The sequence below is a fragment of the Streptomyces sp. NPDC033229 genome (assembly GCF_055576875.1).
The window spans coordinates 89,315-107,015 of record NZ_JBVIQR010000012.1; the positions used below are offsets into that span (position 1 = coordinate 89,315).

At 72.5% G+C, this 17,701-nt stretch carries 16 protein-coding genes; 4 read left to right on the plus strand and 12 right to left on the minus strand.

What is annotated here, in order from left to right:
* Positions 1-122 precede the first annotated feature (122 nt).
* Positions 123-1,472 carry a class II 3-deoxy-7-phosphoheptulonate synthase gene (locus ACZ53N_RS13575; protein WP_184730512.1) on the minus strand — a complete coding sequence of 450 codons (1,350 nt, stop codon included), beginning with the start codon at positions 1,470-1,472 and terminating at the stop codon, positions 123-125.
* A gap of 252 nt (positions 1,473-1,724) precedes the next feature.
* On the opposite strand from ACZ53N_RS13575, the gene ACZ53N_RS13580 reads away from it, so the two are divergent.
* Positions 1,725-3,644: an anthranilate synthase family protein gene (locus tag ACZ53N_RS13580; protein WP_469141026.1), complete on the plus strand. Its 1,920-nt coding sequence runs from the start codon at positions 1,725-1,727 to the stop codon at positions 3,642-3,644.
* A gap of 98 nt (positions 3,645-3,742) precedes the next feature.
* Here ACZ53N_RS13580 and ACZ53N_RS13585 read toward each other — a convergent pair whose 3' ends face one another.
* From ACZ53N_RS13585 to ACZ53N_RS13600, 4 genes are all read right to left on the minus strand, one after another.
* Positions 3,743-4,774 carry a 6-phosphofructokinase gene (locus ACZ53N_RS13585; RefSeq protein ID WP_469141027.1) on the minus strand — a complete coding sequence of 344 codons (1,032 nt, stop codon included), beginning with the start codon at positions 4,772-4,774 and terminating at the stop codon, positions 3,743-3,745.
* A gap of 40 nt (positions 4,775-4,814) precedes the next feature.
* Positions 4,815-5,486 carry a response regulator gene (locus ACZ53N_RS13590; protein WP_469141028.1) on the minus strand — a complete coding sequence of 224 codons (672 nt, stop codon included), beginning with the start codon at positions 5,484-5,486 and terminating at the stop codon, positions 4,815-4,817.
* Positions 5,487-5,555: 69 nt separating this feature from the next.
* A complete protein-coding gene (macS, locus tag ACZ53N_RS13595) occupies positions 5,556-6,740 on the minus strand; it encodes a MacS family sensor histidine kinase (RefSeq protein WP_469141098.1) in 1,185 nt (394 codons plus the stop codon).
* Positions 6,741-6,835: 95 nt separating this feature from the next.
* Positions 6,836-7,582 (minus strand): lysophospholipid acyltransferase family protein, encoded by a 747-nt coding sequence (locus ACZ53N_RS13600; protein WP_469141099.1) that lies wholly within the window; start codon positions 7,580-7,582, stop codon positions 6,836-6,838.
* Between the two features lie 128 nt (positions 7,583-7,710).
* Between ACZ53N_RS13600 and ACZ53N_RS13605 the strand changes: the two genes are divergently transcribed.
* On the plus strand, positions 7,711-8,502 hold the full coding sequence (locus tag ACZ53N_RS13605; RefSeq protein ID WP_469141029.1) for an alpha/beta hydrolase: 792 nt from the start codon (positions 7,711-7,713) through the stop codon (positions 8,500-8,502).
* A complete protein-coding gene (locus ACZ53N_RS13610) occupies positions 8,495-9,127 on the plus strand; it encodes a hypothetical protein (RefSeq protein ID WP_469141030.1) in 633 nt (210 codons plus the stop codon). Before ACZ53N_RS13605 ends, ACZ53N_RS13610 begins: the two co-directional genes overlap by 8 nt.
* Before the next feature lie 145 nt (positions 9,128-9,272).
* Here the strand turns inward: ACZ53N_RS13610 and ACZ53N_RS13615 are convergent, their stop codons facing one another.
* The 6 genes from ACZ53N_RS13615 to ACZ53N_RS13640 all read right to left on the minus strand — a co-directional run bounded on the left by ACZ53N_RS13615 (position 9,273) and on the right by ACZ53N_RS13640 (position 14,405).
* Positions 9,273-10,022 carry an endonuclease/exonuclease/phosphatase family protein gene (locus ACZ53N_RS13615; RefSeq protein WP_469141031.1) on the minus strand — a complete coding sequence of 250 codons (750 nt, stop codon included), beginning with the start codon at positions 10,020-10,022 and terminating at the stop codon, positions 9,273-9,275.
* Between the two features lie 85 nt (positions 10,023-10,107).
* Positions 10,108-11,049 carry an ROK family glucokinase gene (locus tag ACZ53N_RS13620; protein ID WP_469141032.1) on the minus strand — a complete coding sequence of 314 codons (942 nt, stop codon included), beginning with the start codon at positions 11,047-11,049 and terminating at the stop codon, positions 10,108-10,110.
* A 57-nt stretch (positions 11,050-11,106) separates the two neighbouring features.
* Complete coding sequence (locus ACZ53N_RS13625; protein WP_469141033.1) at positions 11,107-11,598, minus strand: DUF5304 domain-containing protein; 492 nt, start codon at positions 11,596-11,598, stop codon at positions 11,107-11,109.
* A gap of 56 nt (positions 11,599-11,654) precedes the next feature.
* Positions 11,655-12,986: an ArsA family ATPase gene (locus ACZ53N_RS13630; protein WP_469141100.1), complete on the minus strand. Its 1,332-nt coding sequence runs from the start codon at positions 12,984-12,986 to the stop codon at positions 11,655-11,657.
* A gap of 96 nt (positions 12,987-13,082) precedes the next feature.
* The gene (locus ACZ53N_RS13635; protein WP_469141034.1) at positions 13,083-13,550 is read right to left on the minus strand and encodes an SRPBCC family protein; all 468 of its coding nucleotides are present in this window, start codon (positions 13,548-13,550) and stop codon (positions 13,083-13,085) included.
* Positions 13,551-13,631: 81 nt separating this feature from the next.
* Positions 13,632-14,405: a metallophosphoesterase family protein gene (locus ACZ53N_RS13640; RefSeq protein WP_469141035.1), complete on the minus strand. Its 774-nt coding sequence runs from the start codon at positions 14,403-14,405 to the stop codon at positions 13,632-13,634.
* Between the two features lie 269 nt (positions 14,406-14,674).
* On the opposite strand from ACZ53N_RS13640, the gene ACZ53N_RS13645 reads away from it, so the two are divergent.
* Positions 14,675-16,471 carry an AMP-dependent synthetase/ligase gene (locus ACZ53N_RS13645; protein ID WP_469141036.1) on the plus strand — a complete coding sequence of 599 codons (1,797 nt, stop codon included), beginning with the start codon at positions 14,675-14,677 and terminating at the stop codon, positions 16,469-16,471.
* A 67-nt stretch (positions 16,472-16,538) separates the two neighbouring features.
* Here ACZ53N_RS13645 and ACZ53N_RS13650 read toward each other — a convergent pair whose 3' ends face one another.
* Positions 16,539-17,681 carry a glycosyltransferase family 4 protein gene (locus ACZ53N_RS13650; RefSeq protein ID WP_469141037.1) on the minus strand — a complete coding sequence of 381 codons (1,143 nt, stop codon included), beginning with the start codon at positions 17,679-17,681 and terminating at the stop codon, positions 16,539-16,541.
* Positions 17,682-17,701: the final 20 nt, after the last annotated feature.

Consider the following 17,701-nt stretch of genomic DNA (forward strand, 5'->3'; position numbering starts at 1 on the left):
CAATAAGGTTACCCTTACCTTACCCGGCCCGGTCGGGGATTAACAACGCAGTGGGGCGCGGATCACTTCGATCCGCGCCCCACTGTTCGTTCCGCCGGGTTTTTCTCCCGGCCCACCGGTTCTTACTGGTCCCGGTACATTTCCGCGACCAGGAACGCCAGGTCCAGGGACTGGCTGCGGTTGAGGCGCGGGTCGCACGCCGTCTCGTAGCGCTGGTGCAGATCGTCGACGAAGATCTCGTCGCCGCCGCCCACGCACTCCGTGACGTCGTCGCCGGTCAGCTCGACGTGGATGCCGCCCGGGTGGGTGCCGAGGCCCTTGTGGACCTCGAAGAAGCCCTTGACCTCGTCGAGCACGTCGTCGAAGCGGCGGGTCTTGTGGCCCGAGGCCGCCTCGAAGGTGTTGCCGTGCATCGGGTCGCTGATCCAGACGACCTGCGCACCGGACGCCGTGACCTTCTCGACCAGCGTCGGGAGCTTGTCCCGGATCTTGTCGGCACCCATACGGGTGATGAAGGTGAGCCGGCCCGGCTCGCGCTCGGGGTCGAGCCGCTCGATGAGCGTCAGCGCGTCCTCGGGCGTCGTCGTCGGGCCGAGCTTCACACCGATCGGGTTGCGGATCTTCGACGCGAACTCGATGTGCGCGCCGTCGAGCTGCCGGGTGCGCTCACCGATCCACACCATGTGGCCCGAGACGTCGTACAGATCGCCGGTGCGCGAGTCGACACGGGTCAGCGCCGACTCGTAGTCGAGGACGAGCGCCTCGTGCGACGAGAAGAACTCGACCGTCTTGAACTCCTCCGGGTCCACCCCGCAGGCGTTCATGAAGTTCATCGCGCGGTCGATCTCGCGGGCGAGCGCCTCGTAGCGCTGCCCGGAGGGGGACGACTTCACGAAGTCCTGGTTCCAGGCGTGCACCTGGCGCAGGTCCGCGTAGCCGCCGGTGGTGAAGGCGCGGACCAGGTTCAGGGTGGAGGCGGAGGCGTTGTACATCCGCTTCAGCCGCTGCGGGTCCGGCGTACGGGCTTCCGGGGTGAAGGCGAAGCCGTTGACGGAGTCGCCGCGGTAGGTCGGCAGGGTCACGCCGTCGCGGGTCTCGGTCGGCTTCGAACGGGGCTTGCTGTACTGGCCGGCGATGCGGCCCACCTTCACGACGGGCACCGACCCGGCGTAGGTCAGCACCGCGCCCATCTGCAGGAGCGTCTTCAGCTTGTTGCGGATCTGGTCGGCGCCGACGGCGTCGAAGGCCTCGGCGCAGTCGCCGCCCTGGAGCAGGAACGCCTCACCACGGGCGACGGCTCCCAGACGGTGACGCAGCTGGTCGCACTCGCCCGCGAAGACGAGCGGCGGATAGGACTCGAGCTCGGCGATCACATCGCGCAGAGCCTCTTGATCCGGCCAGTCGGGCTGCTGCGCCGCGGGCAGGGAGCGCCAGGTGTTGCCACCGGCGTGGAGTTCAGCGTTCACGGTCACACTCCAACATTACGGGGTCGATGCATCTGTCCATCGGCCGGGACCGACATCTGAGACGGTCCCTACTCGGATGTCGGGCTTCCGGTAGGGTGCACAGCATGTTCGCGCCGATGACCCAGAACTGGTGGTGGACCGCTCTCAGGCGGCCCACTGATCGCGCGTAGCAGCACACTCACCGCGAAGGCCGCCCCGAGGGGCGGCCTTCCGTGTTCCACGGGCCGTTCCCTCCGCTCACCGGAAGGAACTCCTCAGATGCCCGACACCTCCGCTCTCCTCGCACGGCTGACCGACCCCGCCTGCCCGCCCTTCGCCCTGCTGCGCCGCCGCACCCCCGGCCGCCCGGGTGCGGGAGCCGACCGCGTCGAGCTGCTGCTCGGCCCGGTGGGCGAGGCCGGGCGCCTCACCGACATTCCCCTGCCGTCCGGTGCCCCCGCCGGGGGCGGCCCCGCGCACGACGCGCTCGCGCTCGTGCCGTTCCGGCAGATCCGCGAGCGCGGCTTCGAGGTCACCGACGACGGGACCCCGCTGCTGGTGCTGCGGCCCGAGGAGTCGTACGAGCTGCCGCTCGCCGAGGTCCTCGCCGCGCTGCCCGCGCACGAGGTGCGGGTCGACGGCGGGGCCTTCGACGTGAGCGACGAGGAGTACGCGCGGATCGTCGAACGGGTCATCGAGGACGAGATCGGAACGGGCGAAGGGGCCAATTTCGTCATCCGGCGGACCTTCGAGGGCGAGATCCACGGCTTCGGGGCGGCCGACGCGCTGGCCCTCTTCCGGCGGCTGCTGGCCGGCGAGCGCGGCGCGTACTGGACGTACGTCGTGCACACGGGCGACCGGACGCTGGTGGGGGCGAGCCCCGAGGTGCACGTCCGGATGTCGGGCGGAACGGTCGTGATGAACCCGATCAGCGGCACCTACCGCTACCCCGCCGAGGGCCCCACGCCCGAGGGACTGCTGGCCTTCCTGCACGACCGCAAGGAGGTGGAGGAGCTGTCCATGGTGGTGGACGAGGAGCTGAAGATGATGTGCACGGTCGGCGACATGGGGGGCGTGGTGGTCGGCCCCCGGCTCAAGGAGATGTCCCATCTCGCGCACACCGAGTACGAGCTGCGCGGGCGCTCCTCGCTGGACGTGCGGGACGTGCTGCGGGAGACGATGTTCGCGGCGACCGTGACCGGCTCGCCGGTGCAGAACGCCTGCCGGGTCATCGGGCGGTACGAACCGGCGGGGCGCGGCTACTACGCGGGGGCGCTCGCCCTCATCGGCCGGGACGCGGCGGGCGCGCAGACCCTCGACTCCCCGATCCTCATCCGGACCGCCGACATCGACCGGCGCGGCCGGCTGCGGGTCGCGGTCGGCGCCACGCTCGTGCGTCACTCCGACCCGGCCGGCGAGGTCGCCGAGACGCACGCCAAGGCCGCCGGCGTGCTCGCGGCGCTCGGTGTCCGCGACACGCGGGGCTCCGCGCCCGCGGGGCCCCGGGCCCCGCTCGGTGACGACCCCCGGGTACGCGCCGCGCTCGACGCCCGGCGCGCGGACCTGGCGCCGTTCTGGCTGCGCATGCAGACCACGTCGTCGACGGCGAAACTGTCGGGGCACGCGCTCGTCGTCGACGGCGAGGACACCTTCACGGCGATGCTGGCGCATCTGCTGCGCACCTCGGGGCTGACCGTCAGCGTGCGCCGCTACGACGAGCCGGGCCTGCGGGACGCGGCGCTGCGCCACGAGGGGCCCGTGGTGCTGGGGCCGGGCCCCGGCGACCCCTCGGACGCGGCCGACCCCAAGATGCGGCTGCTGCGCACCCTGGCGGCGGACCTGCTGCGGGAGCACCGGCACGGGGTGCTGGGGGTGTGCCTGGGCCATGAGCTGATCGCGGCGGAGCTGGGCATGGACATCGTCCGCAAGACGGACCCGGCCCAGGGCGCGCAGCAGCGGATCGACTTCTTCGGGCGCCCGGAGACGGTCGGCTTCTACAACACGTTCACGGCGCGCTGCACGGACACGGCCCGGGAAGAGCTGGCGATGCACCGGGTGGAGGTCAGCCGGGACGCCTCCGGCGAGGTGCACGCGCTGCGCGGCACCGGCTTCGCGGGGGTGCAGTTCCACCCGGAGTCCGTGCTGACCCTGAACGGCGCGACGATCGTGGCGGACCTGCTGGCGTCGGTGCTGGTCTGAAGGACTCGCCCACCCGTTGTCCTCGATCGCCGGGCAGGTCCTTGGAGCCCGTCCGGCGATCGAGGACAATCTTTCGGCTCCCGGCGGTAGCCGGGATCTCATCCGAACAGAAGCTTCGCTTCCTCGTACCGGTCAGCCGGCACCGTCTTCAACCGGGCCGTCGCCTCGCCGAGAGGCACCCGCACGATGTCCGTGCCCCGCAGCGCCACCATCGTCCCGAAGTCGCCGTCCCGCACCGCGGAGATCGCGTGCAGCCCGAACCGGGTCGCCAGCCACCGGTCGAAGGCGCTCGGGGTGCCGCCGCGCTGGACGTGGCCCAGCACTATCGTGCGCGCCTCCTTGCCGGTGCGGCGCTCGATCTCGGCGGCCAGCCACTCCCCCACCCCGGAGAGGCGGGCGTGGCCGAAGGCGTCCTGCGCGGCGGCGTTCTTGAGGACGAGGTCGCCGTCCTTCGGCATGGCGCCCTCCGCGACGACGACGATCGGGGCGTAGCTGGCGCGGAAGCGGGAGGTGACCCAGCCGCACACCTCGTCGAGGTCGAAGCGGTATTCGGGGACGAGGATGACGTTGGCGCCGCCGGCCATGCCGGAGTGCAGGGCGATCCAGCCCGCGTGGCGGCCCATGACCTCCACGACGAGGACGCGCATGTGCGATTCGGCGGTGGTGTGCAGCCGGTCGATGGCCTCGGTGGCGATGTTGACGGCGGTGTCGAAGCCGAAGGTGTAGTCCGTGGCGGAGAGGTCGTTGTCGATGGTCTTGGGGACGCCGACGCACCGGATGCCGTACTCGGCGCAGAGCCGGGCGGCGACGCCGAGGGTGTCCTCACCGCCGATGGCGATCAGGGCGTCCACCCCGTCCTTGGCGAGGTTGTCCTTGATCCGGCGGACGCCGTCCGCTTCGTTGAAGGGATTGGTCCGCGACGATCCGAGCACGGTGCCGCCGCGCGGCAGGATGCCGCGCACGGCCGGGATGTCGAGGCGCGTCGTCGCGCCCCGGAGCGGCCCGCGCCAGCCGTCCTTGTAGCCGAGGAATTCGTAGTCGTAACGCTGGACGCCCTTGCGGACGACGGCGCGGATGACCGCGTTGAGCCCGGGGCAGTCACCGCCACCGGTCAGTACTCCGACCCGCATGACACCTTCCCTTCAGCCGGGTACGCCCGGCCGCGAAGGGTCAGGCGTCGTCGAGACCTCGCTCTATCGCGTAGCGCACCAGCTCCACGCGGTTGTGCAACTGGAGCTTGCCCAAGGTGTTCTGAACATGGTTCTGCACCGTGCGGTGGGAAATAACCAGCCGCTCGGCGATCTGTTTGTAGGAGAGGCCCTTGGCGACGAGGCGCAGCACCTCGGTCTCCCGGTCGGTGAGCCGGGGGGCCTTCGGCTCGTCGGGGGCGGCGGGGGCCGGGTCGGAGGCGAGCCGGCGGTACTCGCCGAGCACCAGTCCGGCGAGGCCGGGGGTGAAGACGGGGTCGCCGACGGCGGTCCGGCGCACGGCGTCCACCAGCTCGTCCGTGCTGGCCGACTTCAGCAGATAGCCGGTCGCCCCGGACTTCACCGCCTCCAGGACGTCCTGGTGCTCGCCGCTGGCGGAGAGCACCAGGACGCGCAGCGCGGGGTTCTCCCCGACCAGTTCCTTGCAGACGGCCACGCCGGGCAGACCGGGCAGATTGAGGTCCAGGACAAGGACGTCGGGGACCACGGCCTGGGCGCGCCGGACCGCCTGCGGGCCGTCCCCCGCGGTGGCCACGACGTCGAACCCGGCGGCGGCCAGGTCGCGGGCGACCGCGTCCCGCCACATGGGGTGGTCGTCGACCACCATGACCCGTACGGCCTGCTCTTCACTCATCGGACTTCACTCATCGTTCGTCACCCGCACCGGGCTCGTCGCGCCCGGTGCCTTCCCTTGCGGTTCCGCTCACGCGCCCGCGCGCGGAACTCTCAGTTCGACTTCGGTGCCCTGTCCCGGCACCGACACCAGCTCCGCGCTGCCGCCCAGGTCCCGCAGCCGGCCGCGGATCGACAGCGCGACACCCATCCGCCCCTCCCGCTCGGCGTCCGCCAGCCGGCCCTCGGCGATGCCCGGGCCGTCGTCCCGCACGGTGACGATCACCTCGCCGGGCTCGTCCTCCAGCAGGATCCAGGCCCGCGCGCCGTCACCGGCGTGCTTGGCCACATTGTCCAGCGCGGCGCCGACGGCCGCCGTCAGTTCCGCCGCGGCGGCCGCCTCCAGCAGGACGGGCGTACCGGGCCCGGCGAAGGAGACGGTGGCCCCGGCGTACGGGGCGAGGAGCGCCGCGAGGTCGCAGGGGCCCGTCGGCGCGGCGGCGGCCGGGGCGGGGATGACCGTCCGTACCAGCTGGGCGTCGTCTGCGAGCTGGGCGGCCGAGCGCTGCGGGGGCAGCAGGCCGCCGGCGACAAGGGTGCGCAGCGCGATCTCCTGCTCGCCCGCCATCCGGCCCAGCTCGGCGGCCTCGCCGCCGATCGCGGCGCCCCGGCGCTGCACCATGGCCAGGACCTGCAGGACGCCGTCGTGGATGTCGCGGGCCAGCCGCTCGCGCTCGCGGGTCGCCGCCTCGATCGTCAGGGCGCGGGCGAGCGTGCGCTCACTGGCGCGGGCCACCTCGACGATGTAGCCGATGGCGATGCTGGAGACCCACACGAGCAGCACGTTGTGGATCGTGTCGCGGGCGGCGCCGCCGCGCTCGACGAGGTTGGCGACGGCCACGAGGGTCGAGCCGACGGCCGCCCAGCGCCAGCCGCCCTTGATGGCACAGCCCAGCACGGCGCCGCCCGCCCAGATGGACGGCAGGGTGGCCGCGCCGCTCGCGATGCGCTCGGGGGAGTCGATGACGGAGGTGAGCAGGATGCCGGCCAGCGCGATGGTGAGATCGGCGGCCAGGAACCGCTTGGTGCAGCGCTCGGGTGCCGTGACCCGGTTCCAGGTCAGCAGCATCCATACGGTGAGCGCGCCCATGTAGAGGGCGGCGCCGAGCGGGTGCGCGTACTCCCGGTAGTTGAGGAAGAAGAGGGCGAGGGCGTAGCCGAGGGTGATGATCCGGTAGCCGGTCAGCGCGCGCCACAGCGGCAGCTCCACGGACATCCGCACGGCGCGCGGGCGCTTGCCGCCCGGTGCGCGCGATATGCCCGGTGGCACGTGTGTCCCCTGAGTCATCGGCCCGACCCCCCGCCGGGCGCTCAGGCCTCGGGCTGCTGGTCGGCCTTGTCGAGTCCGGCCGCCTTAGCGGCCTTCTCCTCCTCGGCCTTCCGCTTGGCCTCTTCCGCGATCTGCCGCTTGGCCGCCGTCGCGTAGATGTCGACGTACTCCTGGCCGGACAGCTCCATGATCTTGTACATGACCTCATCGGTCACCGAGCGCAGGATGAAGCGGTCGCCGTCCATGCCGTGGTAGCGGCTGAAGTCGAGCGGCTCACCGATCCGGATGCCCGGGCGGATCATCTTGGGCAGCACCTTCCCGGGCGGCTGCACCTTCTCCGTGTCGATCATCGCGACGGGGATCACGGGCGCACCGGACAGCAGCGCCACCCGGGCGAGCCCGCCGGGCTTGCCACGGTAGAGACGGCCGTCCGGGGAGCGGGTGCCCTCCGGGTAGATACCGAACAGCTCACCGCGCTCCAGCACCTCGATGCCGCTCTTGATCGCGGCCTCGCCCGCGCCGCGGCCGCCCGAACGGTCGACGGGGAGCTGGCCGACGCCCTTGAAGAAGGCGGCCGTCAGCTTCCCCTTGACCCCCGGGGAGGTGAAGTATTCCTGCTTCGCGATGAAGGTGACCTTCCGGTCGAGCACCGCGGGAAGGAAGAAGGAGTCCGAGAAGGACAGGTGGTTGCTCGCCAGGATCGCGGGCCCCTCGGCCGGGATGTTCTCCAGACCCTCCACCCACGGCCGGAAGGCAAGCTTCAGCGACCCGCCGATGGACAGCTTCATAGCGCCGTAGAACAACCCAGAACCTCCTGTAGTGACGAGGAGACCTTAACCTGCCTACCCGCCGTGCGGCGCTCCGCGTACGCTGAGGGCCAGACCCCTTTTTCCCGTTCCATCGATCGGAGATCCCGGTGCCGCTCCTCCCCGGCGCCGAGCCGTTCCGCCACGTCGGCGGAGAGGTCGGCGTCCTTGTGTGTCACGGCTTCACCGGTTCCCCGCAGTCCGTACGGCCCTGGGCCGATTATCTCGCGGAACGCGGCCTGACGGTGTCGCTTCCGCTGTTGCCGGGCCACGGCACCCGCTGGCAGGACATGCAGCTCACCGGGTGGCAGGACTGGTACGCGGAGGTGGACCGCGAGCTGCGGTCGCTGCGTGAGCACTGCTCGGAGATCTTCGTGTGCGGCCTGTCGATGGGCGGGGCGCTCGCGCTGCGGCTCGCGGCCCTGCACGGTGACGTGGTCCGCGGCGTCGTCGTGGTGAACCCGGGCAACAAGGTGCACGGCCTCGCCGCCAAGGCGCTGCCCGTGGCACGTCATTTGATGCGCACCACCAAGGGCATCGTCAGCGACATCGCGAAGCCGGGCGCGGCCGAGGTCGGCTACGACCGGGTGCCGCTGCACGCCGCGCACTCGCTGCGCCGCTTCTTCCGCCTGGTCGACTCCGAACTTCCGCAGGTCACCCAGCCGTTGCTGCTTCTGCACAGCCCCGACGACCGGGTCGTCCCCGCCGTCGACTCGGCGCGCATCCTGGCCCGTGTCTCCTCCCGGGACATCACCGAGCGGCTGCTGGAGCGCAGCCGCCATGTGGCGACCCTGGACCACGACGCCGAGCTGATCTTCAAGGACACGTACGCGTTCATCAACCGGCTCAGCGCCGGTGCCGACGCGGACGCCGGCAAGGAGGGGACGGCCACCCGTGGCTGAGCGCGACGCCGGCCGCGACGAGAGCCGCGACCCGCTGGACGAGGACGCGGCCTGGGCGGAGCTCGTCGCCGCGTACGGCGAGCAGCCCGACCCGGCCAAGGGCCGCTGGCCCGCCTCCGGTGATGTCACGGACGAGCTCGACGACCGCGAGCGGGCCGAGGACCCCGGCGCTCCGGACGGGGCCGAGGATTCCGGGGCCTCCGACGGGCCGGACACCTCCGGTGACGACCGGGACGGGACCACCAGGACCGCCACGGCCGCCCCGGGGCAGCCGGACCGGCCGGGCAGCTTCATCGTCTACGCCCCCGGTGTCGGCCCCCGCGACTGGACCGAGCCCGGGGCCGAGGGCGGCAAGGACGGCAGTGACGACGCGGACGAGGGGCACTTCGTCCCGCCGGAGCCGCCGCCCCTCCCGACCGGCGACGTCACCGCCCGCTTCGCCTGGATCGCCGTGCTCGGCGGACCGTTGCTGCTGCTGATCATGGTGCTGCTGCGCCAGGAGTTGACGTGGTGGATGACCACGCTCGGCGTCGGCGGCTTCCTCGGCGGTTTCGCCACGCTGGTGCTGCGTATGAAGGACGGCGACGACGAGGACGACGACCCGGGGCGCGGCGCGGTCGTGTAGGACTTCGCTGTTCTCAGACGCCGGACGGGCTCGTTTTTCGAGCCCGTCCGGCGTCTGAGGACGCGCCCGCAGGGCGCCCGCCGCCGCAGGCGGCAAGGACGGCCCGCAGGCGGCAGGGCAAGCCAGGCCCGGGGCGGAGCCCCGGCTACACCGCCGGCACCCGGACAGCCGCCAACACCGGCAGGTGATCCGTGGCGGCCCGCAGATCCCGCTCCGCGATCCCCGGCAGCCCCATCGGGACGCCGCAGCCGAGCACCTCGACGCCCTCGGTCGCGAAGACCGCGTCGATGCGCTGGAGGGGGTCGCCGAGCCGGGTGGTGTGCTCGCGGCCCCACGGCTTGGTGGCCCAGCCGTCCTGGAGGGCGTCCGCGAGGAGACCGAACGTACGCCCGTCGGGCCGGTCGTTGAGGTCGCCCGCGGCGACGGCGTGCGGGACGCCGAGCGAGGCGAGCCGGTCGAGGAGCAGCTTGCCCTGGCCGTAGCGCTCGCCGTCCTTCATGCTCAGATGGCAGCTGAGGACCCCGAGCCGGGCCCGGCCGAAGCGGAGCACGGCGGTGGCGAAGCCGCGCTGGTGCAGTCCGGGGGTGCGGGGCAGCAGGACGTCCTCCGTGCGCTCCACGGTGGCGCGCAGCGAGGACAGGATCATCGGGCCGGAGGCGGTGGCCCCGCCGGTGACGTAGACCAGCTCGGAGGTGCGGGCGAGGCGGGCGGCCGCCTTGCGCCAGCGGAAGAAGCGCGGTGCTTCCTGGACGCAGACGACATCGGGGGCGCAGGCCCGGATGACCCGGGCCAGCGCCCCCGTGTCGTCACGCATGGAGCGGATGTTGTAGCTGAGCACGCGGACGACGGCCGAGCCGTCGCCTTCGGTACGCGACGGGGGCAGGTCCGCGAGCATCGCCACTCTCCTGTTGCTCCAACGGTGCTACAAGGTGTGATCAGCCCTCTCGGGCAGTGTTGTCAGCCCTGACCGGGCAGTGTCGTCAGCCCTGACGGGCCAGGTCGGCTGCGCCGACGAGTCCCGCCTTGCCGCCCAGCTGCGCCGCGAGCACCTGCGCGTGCGGGCGCCACTGGCCGCCGATCAGCCAGCGCTTGAAGGACTTGCGGATGGGGTCGAGGACGAGGTCGCCCTCGTCCGAGACACCGCCGCCGACGATGAACGCGGAGGGGTCGAAGAGCGAGGCCAGGTCGGCCAGGCCCGCGCCCGCCCAGCGGGCCAGCTCGCGGAAGGAGTCGATGGCGACCGGGTCGCCCTGCCGGGCGGCGGCGCTGATGTGCTTGCCCTCGATGCCCTCGACCGTGCCGTCACCGAGACCCAGCAGGATCGCGGCGTTCTCCGGAGTGGCGTTGGCGCGCTGCCTGGCGTAGCGGACGAGCGCGCGCCCGGAGGCGTACTGCTCCCAGCAGCCCTGGCTGCCGCAACCGCACAGCAGGCCGTCGGGCACGACCCGGATATGGCCGAATTCGGCCGCCACACCGAAGCGGCCGCGGCGCAGCTTGTTGCCGATGATGATGCCGCCGCCGAGGCCGGTGCCCAGGGTGATGCAGATGACGTCGTCGTGGCCCTGGCCGGCGCCGAAGCGGTATTCGCCCCAGGCGGCGGCGTTGGCGTCGTTCTCGACGACGACCGGGAGGCCGACGCGCTGCTCGACCTTGTCCTTGAGGGCCTCGTGACGCCAGTTGATGTTCGGGGCGAAGAGGACGGTGGCCCGCTTGTCGTCCACGTAACCCGCGGCACCGATGCCGACCGCCTCGACGTCGTGGCCGACGCCGACCGTGCGCACCGCGTCCGCGATGGCGTCGACGACCGCTTCGGGCGTCGGGGGGGTGGGCACCTTGCAGGTCGCGAGGATCTTGCCCTCTTCGTCGACCACGCCGGCCGCGATCTTCGTGCCGCCGATGTCGACGCCGATGGTGAGTCCCATGTATCCCTCAGTTATTCGCTCGAACCCCGCCACGGCCCACCGTACCGGAGGGCCAGGTCAGTCCAGGTCGATGCGCTCGGTCCCACCGGTCGCTTCGTCGCCTTTGCCGGGCGGGCTGTCGGAGGCGGCGCCGGGCCGGTCGGCGGGCGCGGACGCCGGACGCTCGCCCCGGGTCCAGCGGCCCTCCTGTCCCTGCACGGCGGCGCGGTAGGCGGCGAGCAGCTCGGAGCCCGCGGAGGCCAGGTGGTCGAAGACGTCGGGGTTGCGCTCGATGACGGGTTCCACCACCGCCTTGGCCTGGGTGATCAGTTGCTGCACGGCGCCCTGCGCGGCCGCCCCGGCGAGCGGCAGCTGGAGCCCCGCGACCTTGTCGGCGACGGCGTCGACGAGCTTGCGCAGCTCCTCGGCGGCGGTGCCGGTGGCCGGGCCCTGCCCGTACTCCGCCCGGCGGCGGGCCTTCTCTGCGGCGAGGTCCTCGGCGCAGGCCCGCTCCCAGGCGTCGTGGTCGGCCGCCCCGTCGATGTCGGGGCGCTCGGTGGCTTCGCTCATGGCGGACTCCTGCGGCTGGATTTTCCTTCGACGTTACCCGAACGGCGTAGTGCCGTTCAGCTGCTCCGCGGCCAGAGGCCGGGGTCGGGGGTGAACCGTACGCAGAGGGCGCCGTCGCGCAGCGCGGCGCCGGAGACGGTGCAGCGGCGCAGCGCGGACGGCAGGGGCAGGACGCGGCGGAACGGTCCGACGCCGACGATCAGCTCATCGCCCCGGCGGACCAGGTCGAGTCCCTTCCGGTCGGCGCCGGGCAGCGGCAGCCGCCAGACGAGGACGCCGTCGGTGGCGATGCGGTCCTCCACAGACCAGGCGTCGGGCTCCTCGGCACCGCCCGGACCGTCCGGGTCCGGCCCGGTCCAGCCGTCGAGTTCGTCGGTGAGGCCGTCGCCCTCGACGATCCCGGTCCCGCCGACGACGGTCGACCGGGCGCGGCCGGCCAGCTCGGCGAGGTCCCCGGCGCCCCGCGGGCCACGGCCGAGGTGCGGCAGCTCGCAGACGGTGACGGCGTCGACGAGGAACTCCTCGCGCAGCGCCTTCAGCGCGGTCCGCTGCTCGTCGACGAGCCCGGCGAGCCAGGAGCCGGCGGCGTCCCCCGGAGCCTCGGGTGTCTCGGGGAACAGTCTGTTGATGACGAGGGTGTCGATCCGGCAGCTCTGGAGGGCGAGCCCGGCGCGGGCGACGCGCACGGTCTCGGCGGCGACCGGCCCGGGTTCGACGACGAGGCGCACGGTCGTGCTCCTCGCCTCGATCACCCGCTGCACGGCGGCCAGCTCGGCCTCCCAGCGCTCGGCGGTCTCGTACAGGCGCTGTGCGGGCATGGGCACCCCGGCCAGCTGCGCGAGCATCGGGCGCAGCGCGCGGGCGGCCTGTCGCTCGGGGGGCAGCAGTCGGCGCAGATAGCGGCGCAGCTGCTCGGGCAGCGCGAGCAGCCGTATGGTCTCGGGCGCGGGCGGCATGTCGACGACGAGCAGGTCCCAGGGGGCGTCACCGGTGTGGGCGGCGCGCAGCGCGGTGAGGATCGCGAGGGGTTCCGCGCCGGGGAGTTCGGTGAGCTCCTCGGCATCGAGCGGGGTGGCGCCGAGCAGGTCGAAGAGGGAGGCGCCACGGCCTTGGAGTTCCCGGGCCCGGTCGCGGAAGTGCTCGCCGACGGCGATCCGGGCCGCCCGGAGGCCGGGCGCGACCTCGACGGGCGGCGCCCAGGGCGCGGGGCTCTCGTCCCCGACGGGCGGTGCGGGCAGCGCGACGCCGAGGACCGCCTCGGGCGCGGGGCCGCGGTCGGAGGTGAGCAGCAGCACGCGCCGCCCCTGGCGGGCGGCGGCGAGCGCCGTGGCCGCCGCGGTGGTGGTGCGGCCCGCGCCGCCGGGACCGGTGACGAGGACCGTACGCAAGGGGGAGCCTCCGGCAATGAGGTGCATGGTTCTACGCGGCCGGCGCGGCGGCGGCCGGACGTCCCGACGCCGCCCGCCCCGCCGGGCCGGGGCGGGTCAGGACGTCGCGCCGCTCTCGACGCGCTCCTTGAGGCCCTGGAGGGCGCGGTCGATGATGACCTTCTCCGCCTTGCGCTTGATCATCCCGAGCATCGGGATCTTGACGTCGACCGTGAGCTGGTACGTCACCTCGGTGTGCGCGCCGCCCGCCACGGGGGCCAGGCTGTAGGAGCCGTCGAGCTGACGCAGCATCTGGGACTTCACCAGCGACCAGCTCACTGTGCTTTCCCCGTTCGGGGCGGTATCGCCGGACCAGCTGTAGGCGAGCGTGTGGTCGTCCTTGATGGCACCCGCGTCGAGGACCAGGCGCACCTGCTCGGCACGGCCCTGCTCGTCCTTGGCGAGGACCTCGGCCTGCTTGACCTCGCCGGTCCACTCCGGGTAGCGGTCGAAGTCGGCGATCACCGACATGACCACGGCCGGGGCCGCCTCGATCGTGATGCTCGAGCTGGTGTGTTCCGCCATCGCCGTGGCTCCTCCGTACCGGGGTCCCGCTGCCTCATGTGCCTCGTGTGCCTGCCGGTGAAGGCTACATCGCGCGGCCGGTCACCACTCCAGTGCCCATGGAGTACCGGACGACGCGAAATGGCCGACATTGACGCACTCGGTGTCGCCGATGCGCATGCGCTGCGCGAGCGGCTGGTGGACGTGTCCGAAGAGGGCGTACTTGGGCCGGGTGGCCTTGATCGTCTCCAGCAGCGCCGAGCTGCCGCGCTCGAAGCGGCGGGCGACGGTGTCGTAGCAGAGCTCGGGCACATCGGGCGGGATGTGCGAGCAGAGCACGTCGACCTCGCCGAGCGCGGCGAGCTTCGCGGCGTAGGTCTCGTCGTCGATCTCGTAGGGGGTGCGCATCTGTGACCGGAGGCCGCCGCCGACGAAGCCGAAGACGCGGCCGCCGATCTCGGCCCGGTCGCCGTCGAGAACCGTCGTGCCGGGCCGGGCGTACTCGGGCCACAGTCCGGGGATGTCGACGTTGCCGTAGGTGGCGTAGGTGGGGGTGGGGAACGCGGCGAAGAGCTCGGCGTACTGTCCGCGCACGGCCTTCTCGACGGCGGAGTCACGGTCTATCCCGTCCCACAGCCGCCGGGCCAGCTCGCGGGCCTCCTCGAAGCGGCGGGCCGTGCGCAGCTCGACGATCCGGTCGGCGTTCTCGACGCCGAACAGCTCGGGGAAGATGCCGCGCGAGTGGTCGGCGTAGTCGAGGAAGAGGACCAGGTCCCCCAGGCACACCAGGGCGTCGGCGCCGTCGCCCGCCCGGGCGAGGGCCTCGCTGTTGCCGTGCACATCGCTGACCACGTGAATCCTGAAGCCACCTCGCATGCGGATCACCCTAGGGTGTGCGGCCCGGCCTTCGGAAGGGCCCCGACCTGCGGTTACTTCCGGGTTACCAAAGCTAGGGGCTAGGGTTCGGACAGCAGTCCCGTGGCATGTGACGCATAGAACATCTGGACGCGACCCCTATTCGAATAGCCGTACCGGTGGGTAACGTCCGGGCAGTCCAATACCCCCCTTGCCTGATCATGGACCGCAGCCGACGCAGCGCCCCTCGAAGACGCGGCGGCGCCGGCGCCCGACGAGGAGCAGCAGTCTTGCGCGAGTTCAGCCTTCCGGCCCTGTACGAGGTCCCCGCGGACGGAAACCTGACGGATCTGATCCGCCGCAACGCCGCGCAGCATCCTGACGTCGCCGTCATAGGGCGCAAGGTCGACGGCCGGTGGCAGGACGTCACCGCCACCCAGTTCCTGGCGGAGGTCCGTGCGGCCGCCAAGGGCCTGATGGCCTCCGGCATCCGTCCCGGCGACCGCGTCGCCCTGCTGTCCCGCACCCGCTACGAGTGGGCGCTGCTGGACTTCGCGATCTGGAGCGCGGGCGGCGTCACCGTGCCCGTCTACGAGACCAGCTCGCCGGAGCAGATCCAGTGGATCCTCGGCGACTCCGGTGCCGTGGCCTGCCTGGTGGAGTCCCCCGCGCACGAGGCCGCCGTGGAGTCCGTCCGGGACCGGCTGCCCGGCCTCGCGAACATCTGGCAGATCGAGCGCGGCGCGCTCGACCGGCTGCGGGCGGCGGGCGAGGAGCTCACCGACGAGGCCGTCGACGAGCGCAGCGCCGTCGCCACCGCCGACTCCCCCGCCACCATCGTCTACACCTCGGGCACCACCGGCCGCCCGAAGGGCTGTGTGCTGACCCACCGCAGCTTCTTCGCCGAGTGCGGCAACGTGGTCGAGCGGCTCAAGCCGCTCTTCCGCACCGGCGACTCGTCCGTGCTGCTCTTCCTGCCCGCCGCCCACGTCTTCGGGCGGCTGGTCGAGATCGCCTCGGTGATGGCCCCGATCCGGCTGGGCCTCGTCAGCGACATCCGCAATCTCACGGACGACCTCCAGTCCTTCCGGCCGTCGCTGGTGCTGGGCGTGCCGCGGGTCTTCGAGAAGGTCTACAACGGCGCGCGGGCCAAGGCCCAGGCGGACGGCAAGGGCAAGATCTTCGACCGGGCCGCGGACACCGCGATCGCCTACAGCCGCGCGCAGGACACCCCGGCGGGCCCGTCGTTCGGCCTCCGGATCAAGCACAAGATCTTCGACAAGCTGGTCTACGGCAAGCTGCGCGCGGTGCTGGGCGGCCGGGCCACCCACGCGATCTCCGGCGGCGCGCCGCTGGGCGAGCGGCTCGGCCACTTCTACCGCGGCATCGGCTTCACGGTCCTGGAGGGCTACGGCCTGACCGAGACGTGTGCCGCGACCGCCTTCAACCCCTGGGACCGGCAGAAGATCGGTTCGGTCGGGCAGCCGCTGCCGGGTTCGGTGGTCCGGATCGCCGACGACGGCGAGGTCCTGCTGCACGGCGAGCACCTGTTCACGGGCTACTGGAACAACGAACAGGCCACGAAGGAGGCCCTCTCCGACGGCTGGTTCCACACCGGTGACCTGGGCACGCTCGACGAGGACGGCTACCTCGCGATCACCGGCCGGAAGAAGGAGATCATCGTCACGGCGGGCGGCAAGAACGTCGCGCCCGCGGTGATCGAGGACCGGATCCGTTCGCACGCCCTGATCGCCGAGTGCATGGTCGTCGGCGACGGCCGGCCGTTCGTGGGCGCGCTGATCACCCTCGACGAGGACTTCCTGCCGCGCTGGCTGGCGGAGCACGGCCGCCCGGCCGGCACGACGCCCTCGGAGCTGGCCGACGACGCCGAGCTGCTGGCCGATGTGCAGAAGGCCGTGGACGACGGCAACGCGGCGGTCTCCAAGGCGGAGTCGGTACGCAAGTTCCGCATCCTGCCCGCGCAGTTCACGGAGGATTCCGGGCATGTCACGCCGTCGCTCAAGCTGAAGCGGAATGTGGTGGCGAAGGACTTCGCGGGGGAGATCGAAGCGATTTACCACGCGTAGCGGTACGCGTTGAAAGATTGCCCTCAATCGCCGGGCGGGCTCGGATTCGGCGATCGAGGGCCTTTTTCTACAGCAGTTCCTTCAGGCGGTCGGCCAGAAGATCCCAGCGCCACCGCTCCTCCACCCACGCGCGGCCCCGCTCGCCCATGCGACGGCGGAGCTCCGGGTCCCCGAGCAGCGTGACGACGCGGTCGGCGGACTCCTCGGCGGAGCCGCCCCGGACCACGTATCCCGTCTCGCCGTCGAGGACGGCGTCGGGGGCGCCGCCGGAGTCGCCCGCGACCACCGGGAGGCCCGTCGCCGACGCCTCCAGGTAGACGATGCCGAGCCCCTCGACGTCCAGGCCGCCGCGGCGGGTGCGGCAGGGCATGGCGAAGACGTCGCCGGCGCCGTAGTGGGCGGGCAGCTCCTCCCACGGGACGGGCCCGGTGAAGCGGACGGCGTGGGCGACGCCGGTGCGCTCGGCGAGCGCCCGCAGGTCCTTCGCGTAGGGCCCGCCGCCGACTATCAGCAGCACCGTGTCCGGGACCGCCGCGAGGATCCGCGGCATGGCCTCGATCAGGGTGTCCTGGCCCTTGCGCGGGACGAGGCGGGAGACGCACACCACGACGGGGCGGTCGGCGAGGCCGAGGCGGGCGCGGACCTCATCGCCGCCGGAGGCCGGGTGGAAGGTCTTCTCGTCCACGCCGGGCGGCAGTTGGACCATCCGCGCGGCCGCCTCGGGCGTCAGCGCGGCGGCGATCCGGGAGCGGGTGTACTCCCCCAGATAGGTGATCGTGTCCGTGCCCTCGCCGATCCGGCGCAGCAGTTGCCGGGAGGCGGGCAGCTGGGCCCAGCCCGCCTCGTGCCCGTGGGTGGTGGCGACCAGCCGCCGGGCCCCGGCGCGGCGCAGCGCGGGGGCCATCAGCCCCAGCGGCGCGGCGGCACCGAACCACACGGAGGTGCAGCCGTGTGCGCGCAGCAGCGCGGTGGCGCGGCGCGTGACCCGTGGAGTGGGCAGCAGCATCGTGGTGCGGTCGCGGACGACCTCGAAGGGCTGCTCGGCGTCGAAACGGGCGGTGGCCTCGGCACCTTCCCGGCCGCGCTTCCACGTCGAGGCATAGACGACGACGTCCGCCGGGTCCAGGCGCAGCGCCATGTTGTGCAGGAAGGCCTGGATGCCGCCGGGCCGGGGCGGAAAGTCATTGGTGACGATCAGGGTCTTGTGCACGGGGGTCTTCTCGCTGGGGG

Bases quoted from the DNA above. Each gene is read 5' to 3' on its own strand.
- ACZ53N_RS13635 (WP_469141034.1), bottom strand. From the start codon at position 13,550: ATGGCGGAACACACCAGCTCGAGCATCACGATCGAGGCGGCCCCGGCC.
- macS (WP_469141098.1), bottom strand. From the start codon at position 6,740: ATGTCCGTGGAGCTGCCGCTGTGGCGCGCGCTGACCGGCTACCGGATC.
- ACZ53N_RS13640 (WP_469141035.1), bottom strand. From the start codon at position 14,405: ATGCGAGGTGGCTTCAGGATTCACGTGGTCAGCGATGTGCACGGCAAC.
- ACZ53N_RS13585 (WP_469141027.1), bottom strand. From the start codon at position 4,774: ATGCGGGTCGGAGTACTGACCGGTGGCGGTGACTGCCCCGGGCTCAAC.
- ACZ53N_RS13600 (WP_469141099.1), bottom strand. From the start codon at position 7,582: ATGAAGCTGTCCATCGGCGGGTCGCTGAAGCTTGCCTTCCGGCCGTGG.
- ACZ53N_RS13620 (WP_469141032.1), bottom strand. From the start codon at position 11,049: ATGGGACTCACCATCGGCGTCGACATCGGCGGCACGAAGATCGCGGCC.
- ACZ53N_RS13590 (WP_469141028.1), bottom strand. From the start codon at position 5,486: ATGAGTGAAGAGCAGGCCGTACGGGTCATGGTGGTCGACGACCACCCC.
- ACZ53N_RS13580 (WP_469141026.1), top strand. From the start codon at position 1,725: ATGCCCGACACCTCCGCTCTCCTCGCACGGCTGACCGACCCCGCCTGC.
- ACZ53N_RS13615 (WP_469141031.1), bottom strand. From the start codon at position 10,022: ATGCTCGCGGACCTGCCCCCGTCGCGTACCGAAGGCGACGGCTCGGCC.
- ACZ53N_RS13625 (WP_469141033.1), bottom strand. From the start codon at position 11,598: ATGAGCGAAGCCACCGAGCGCCCCGACATCGACGGGGCGGCCGACCAC.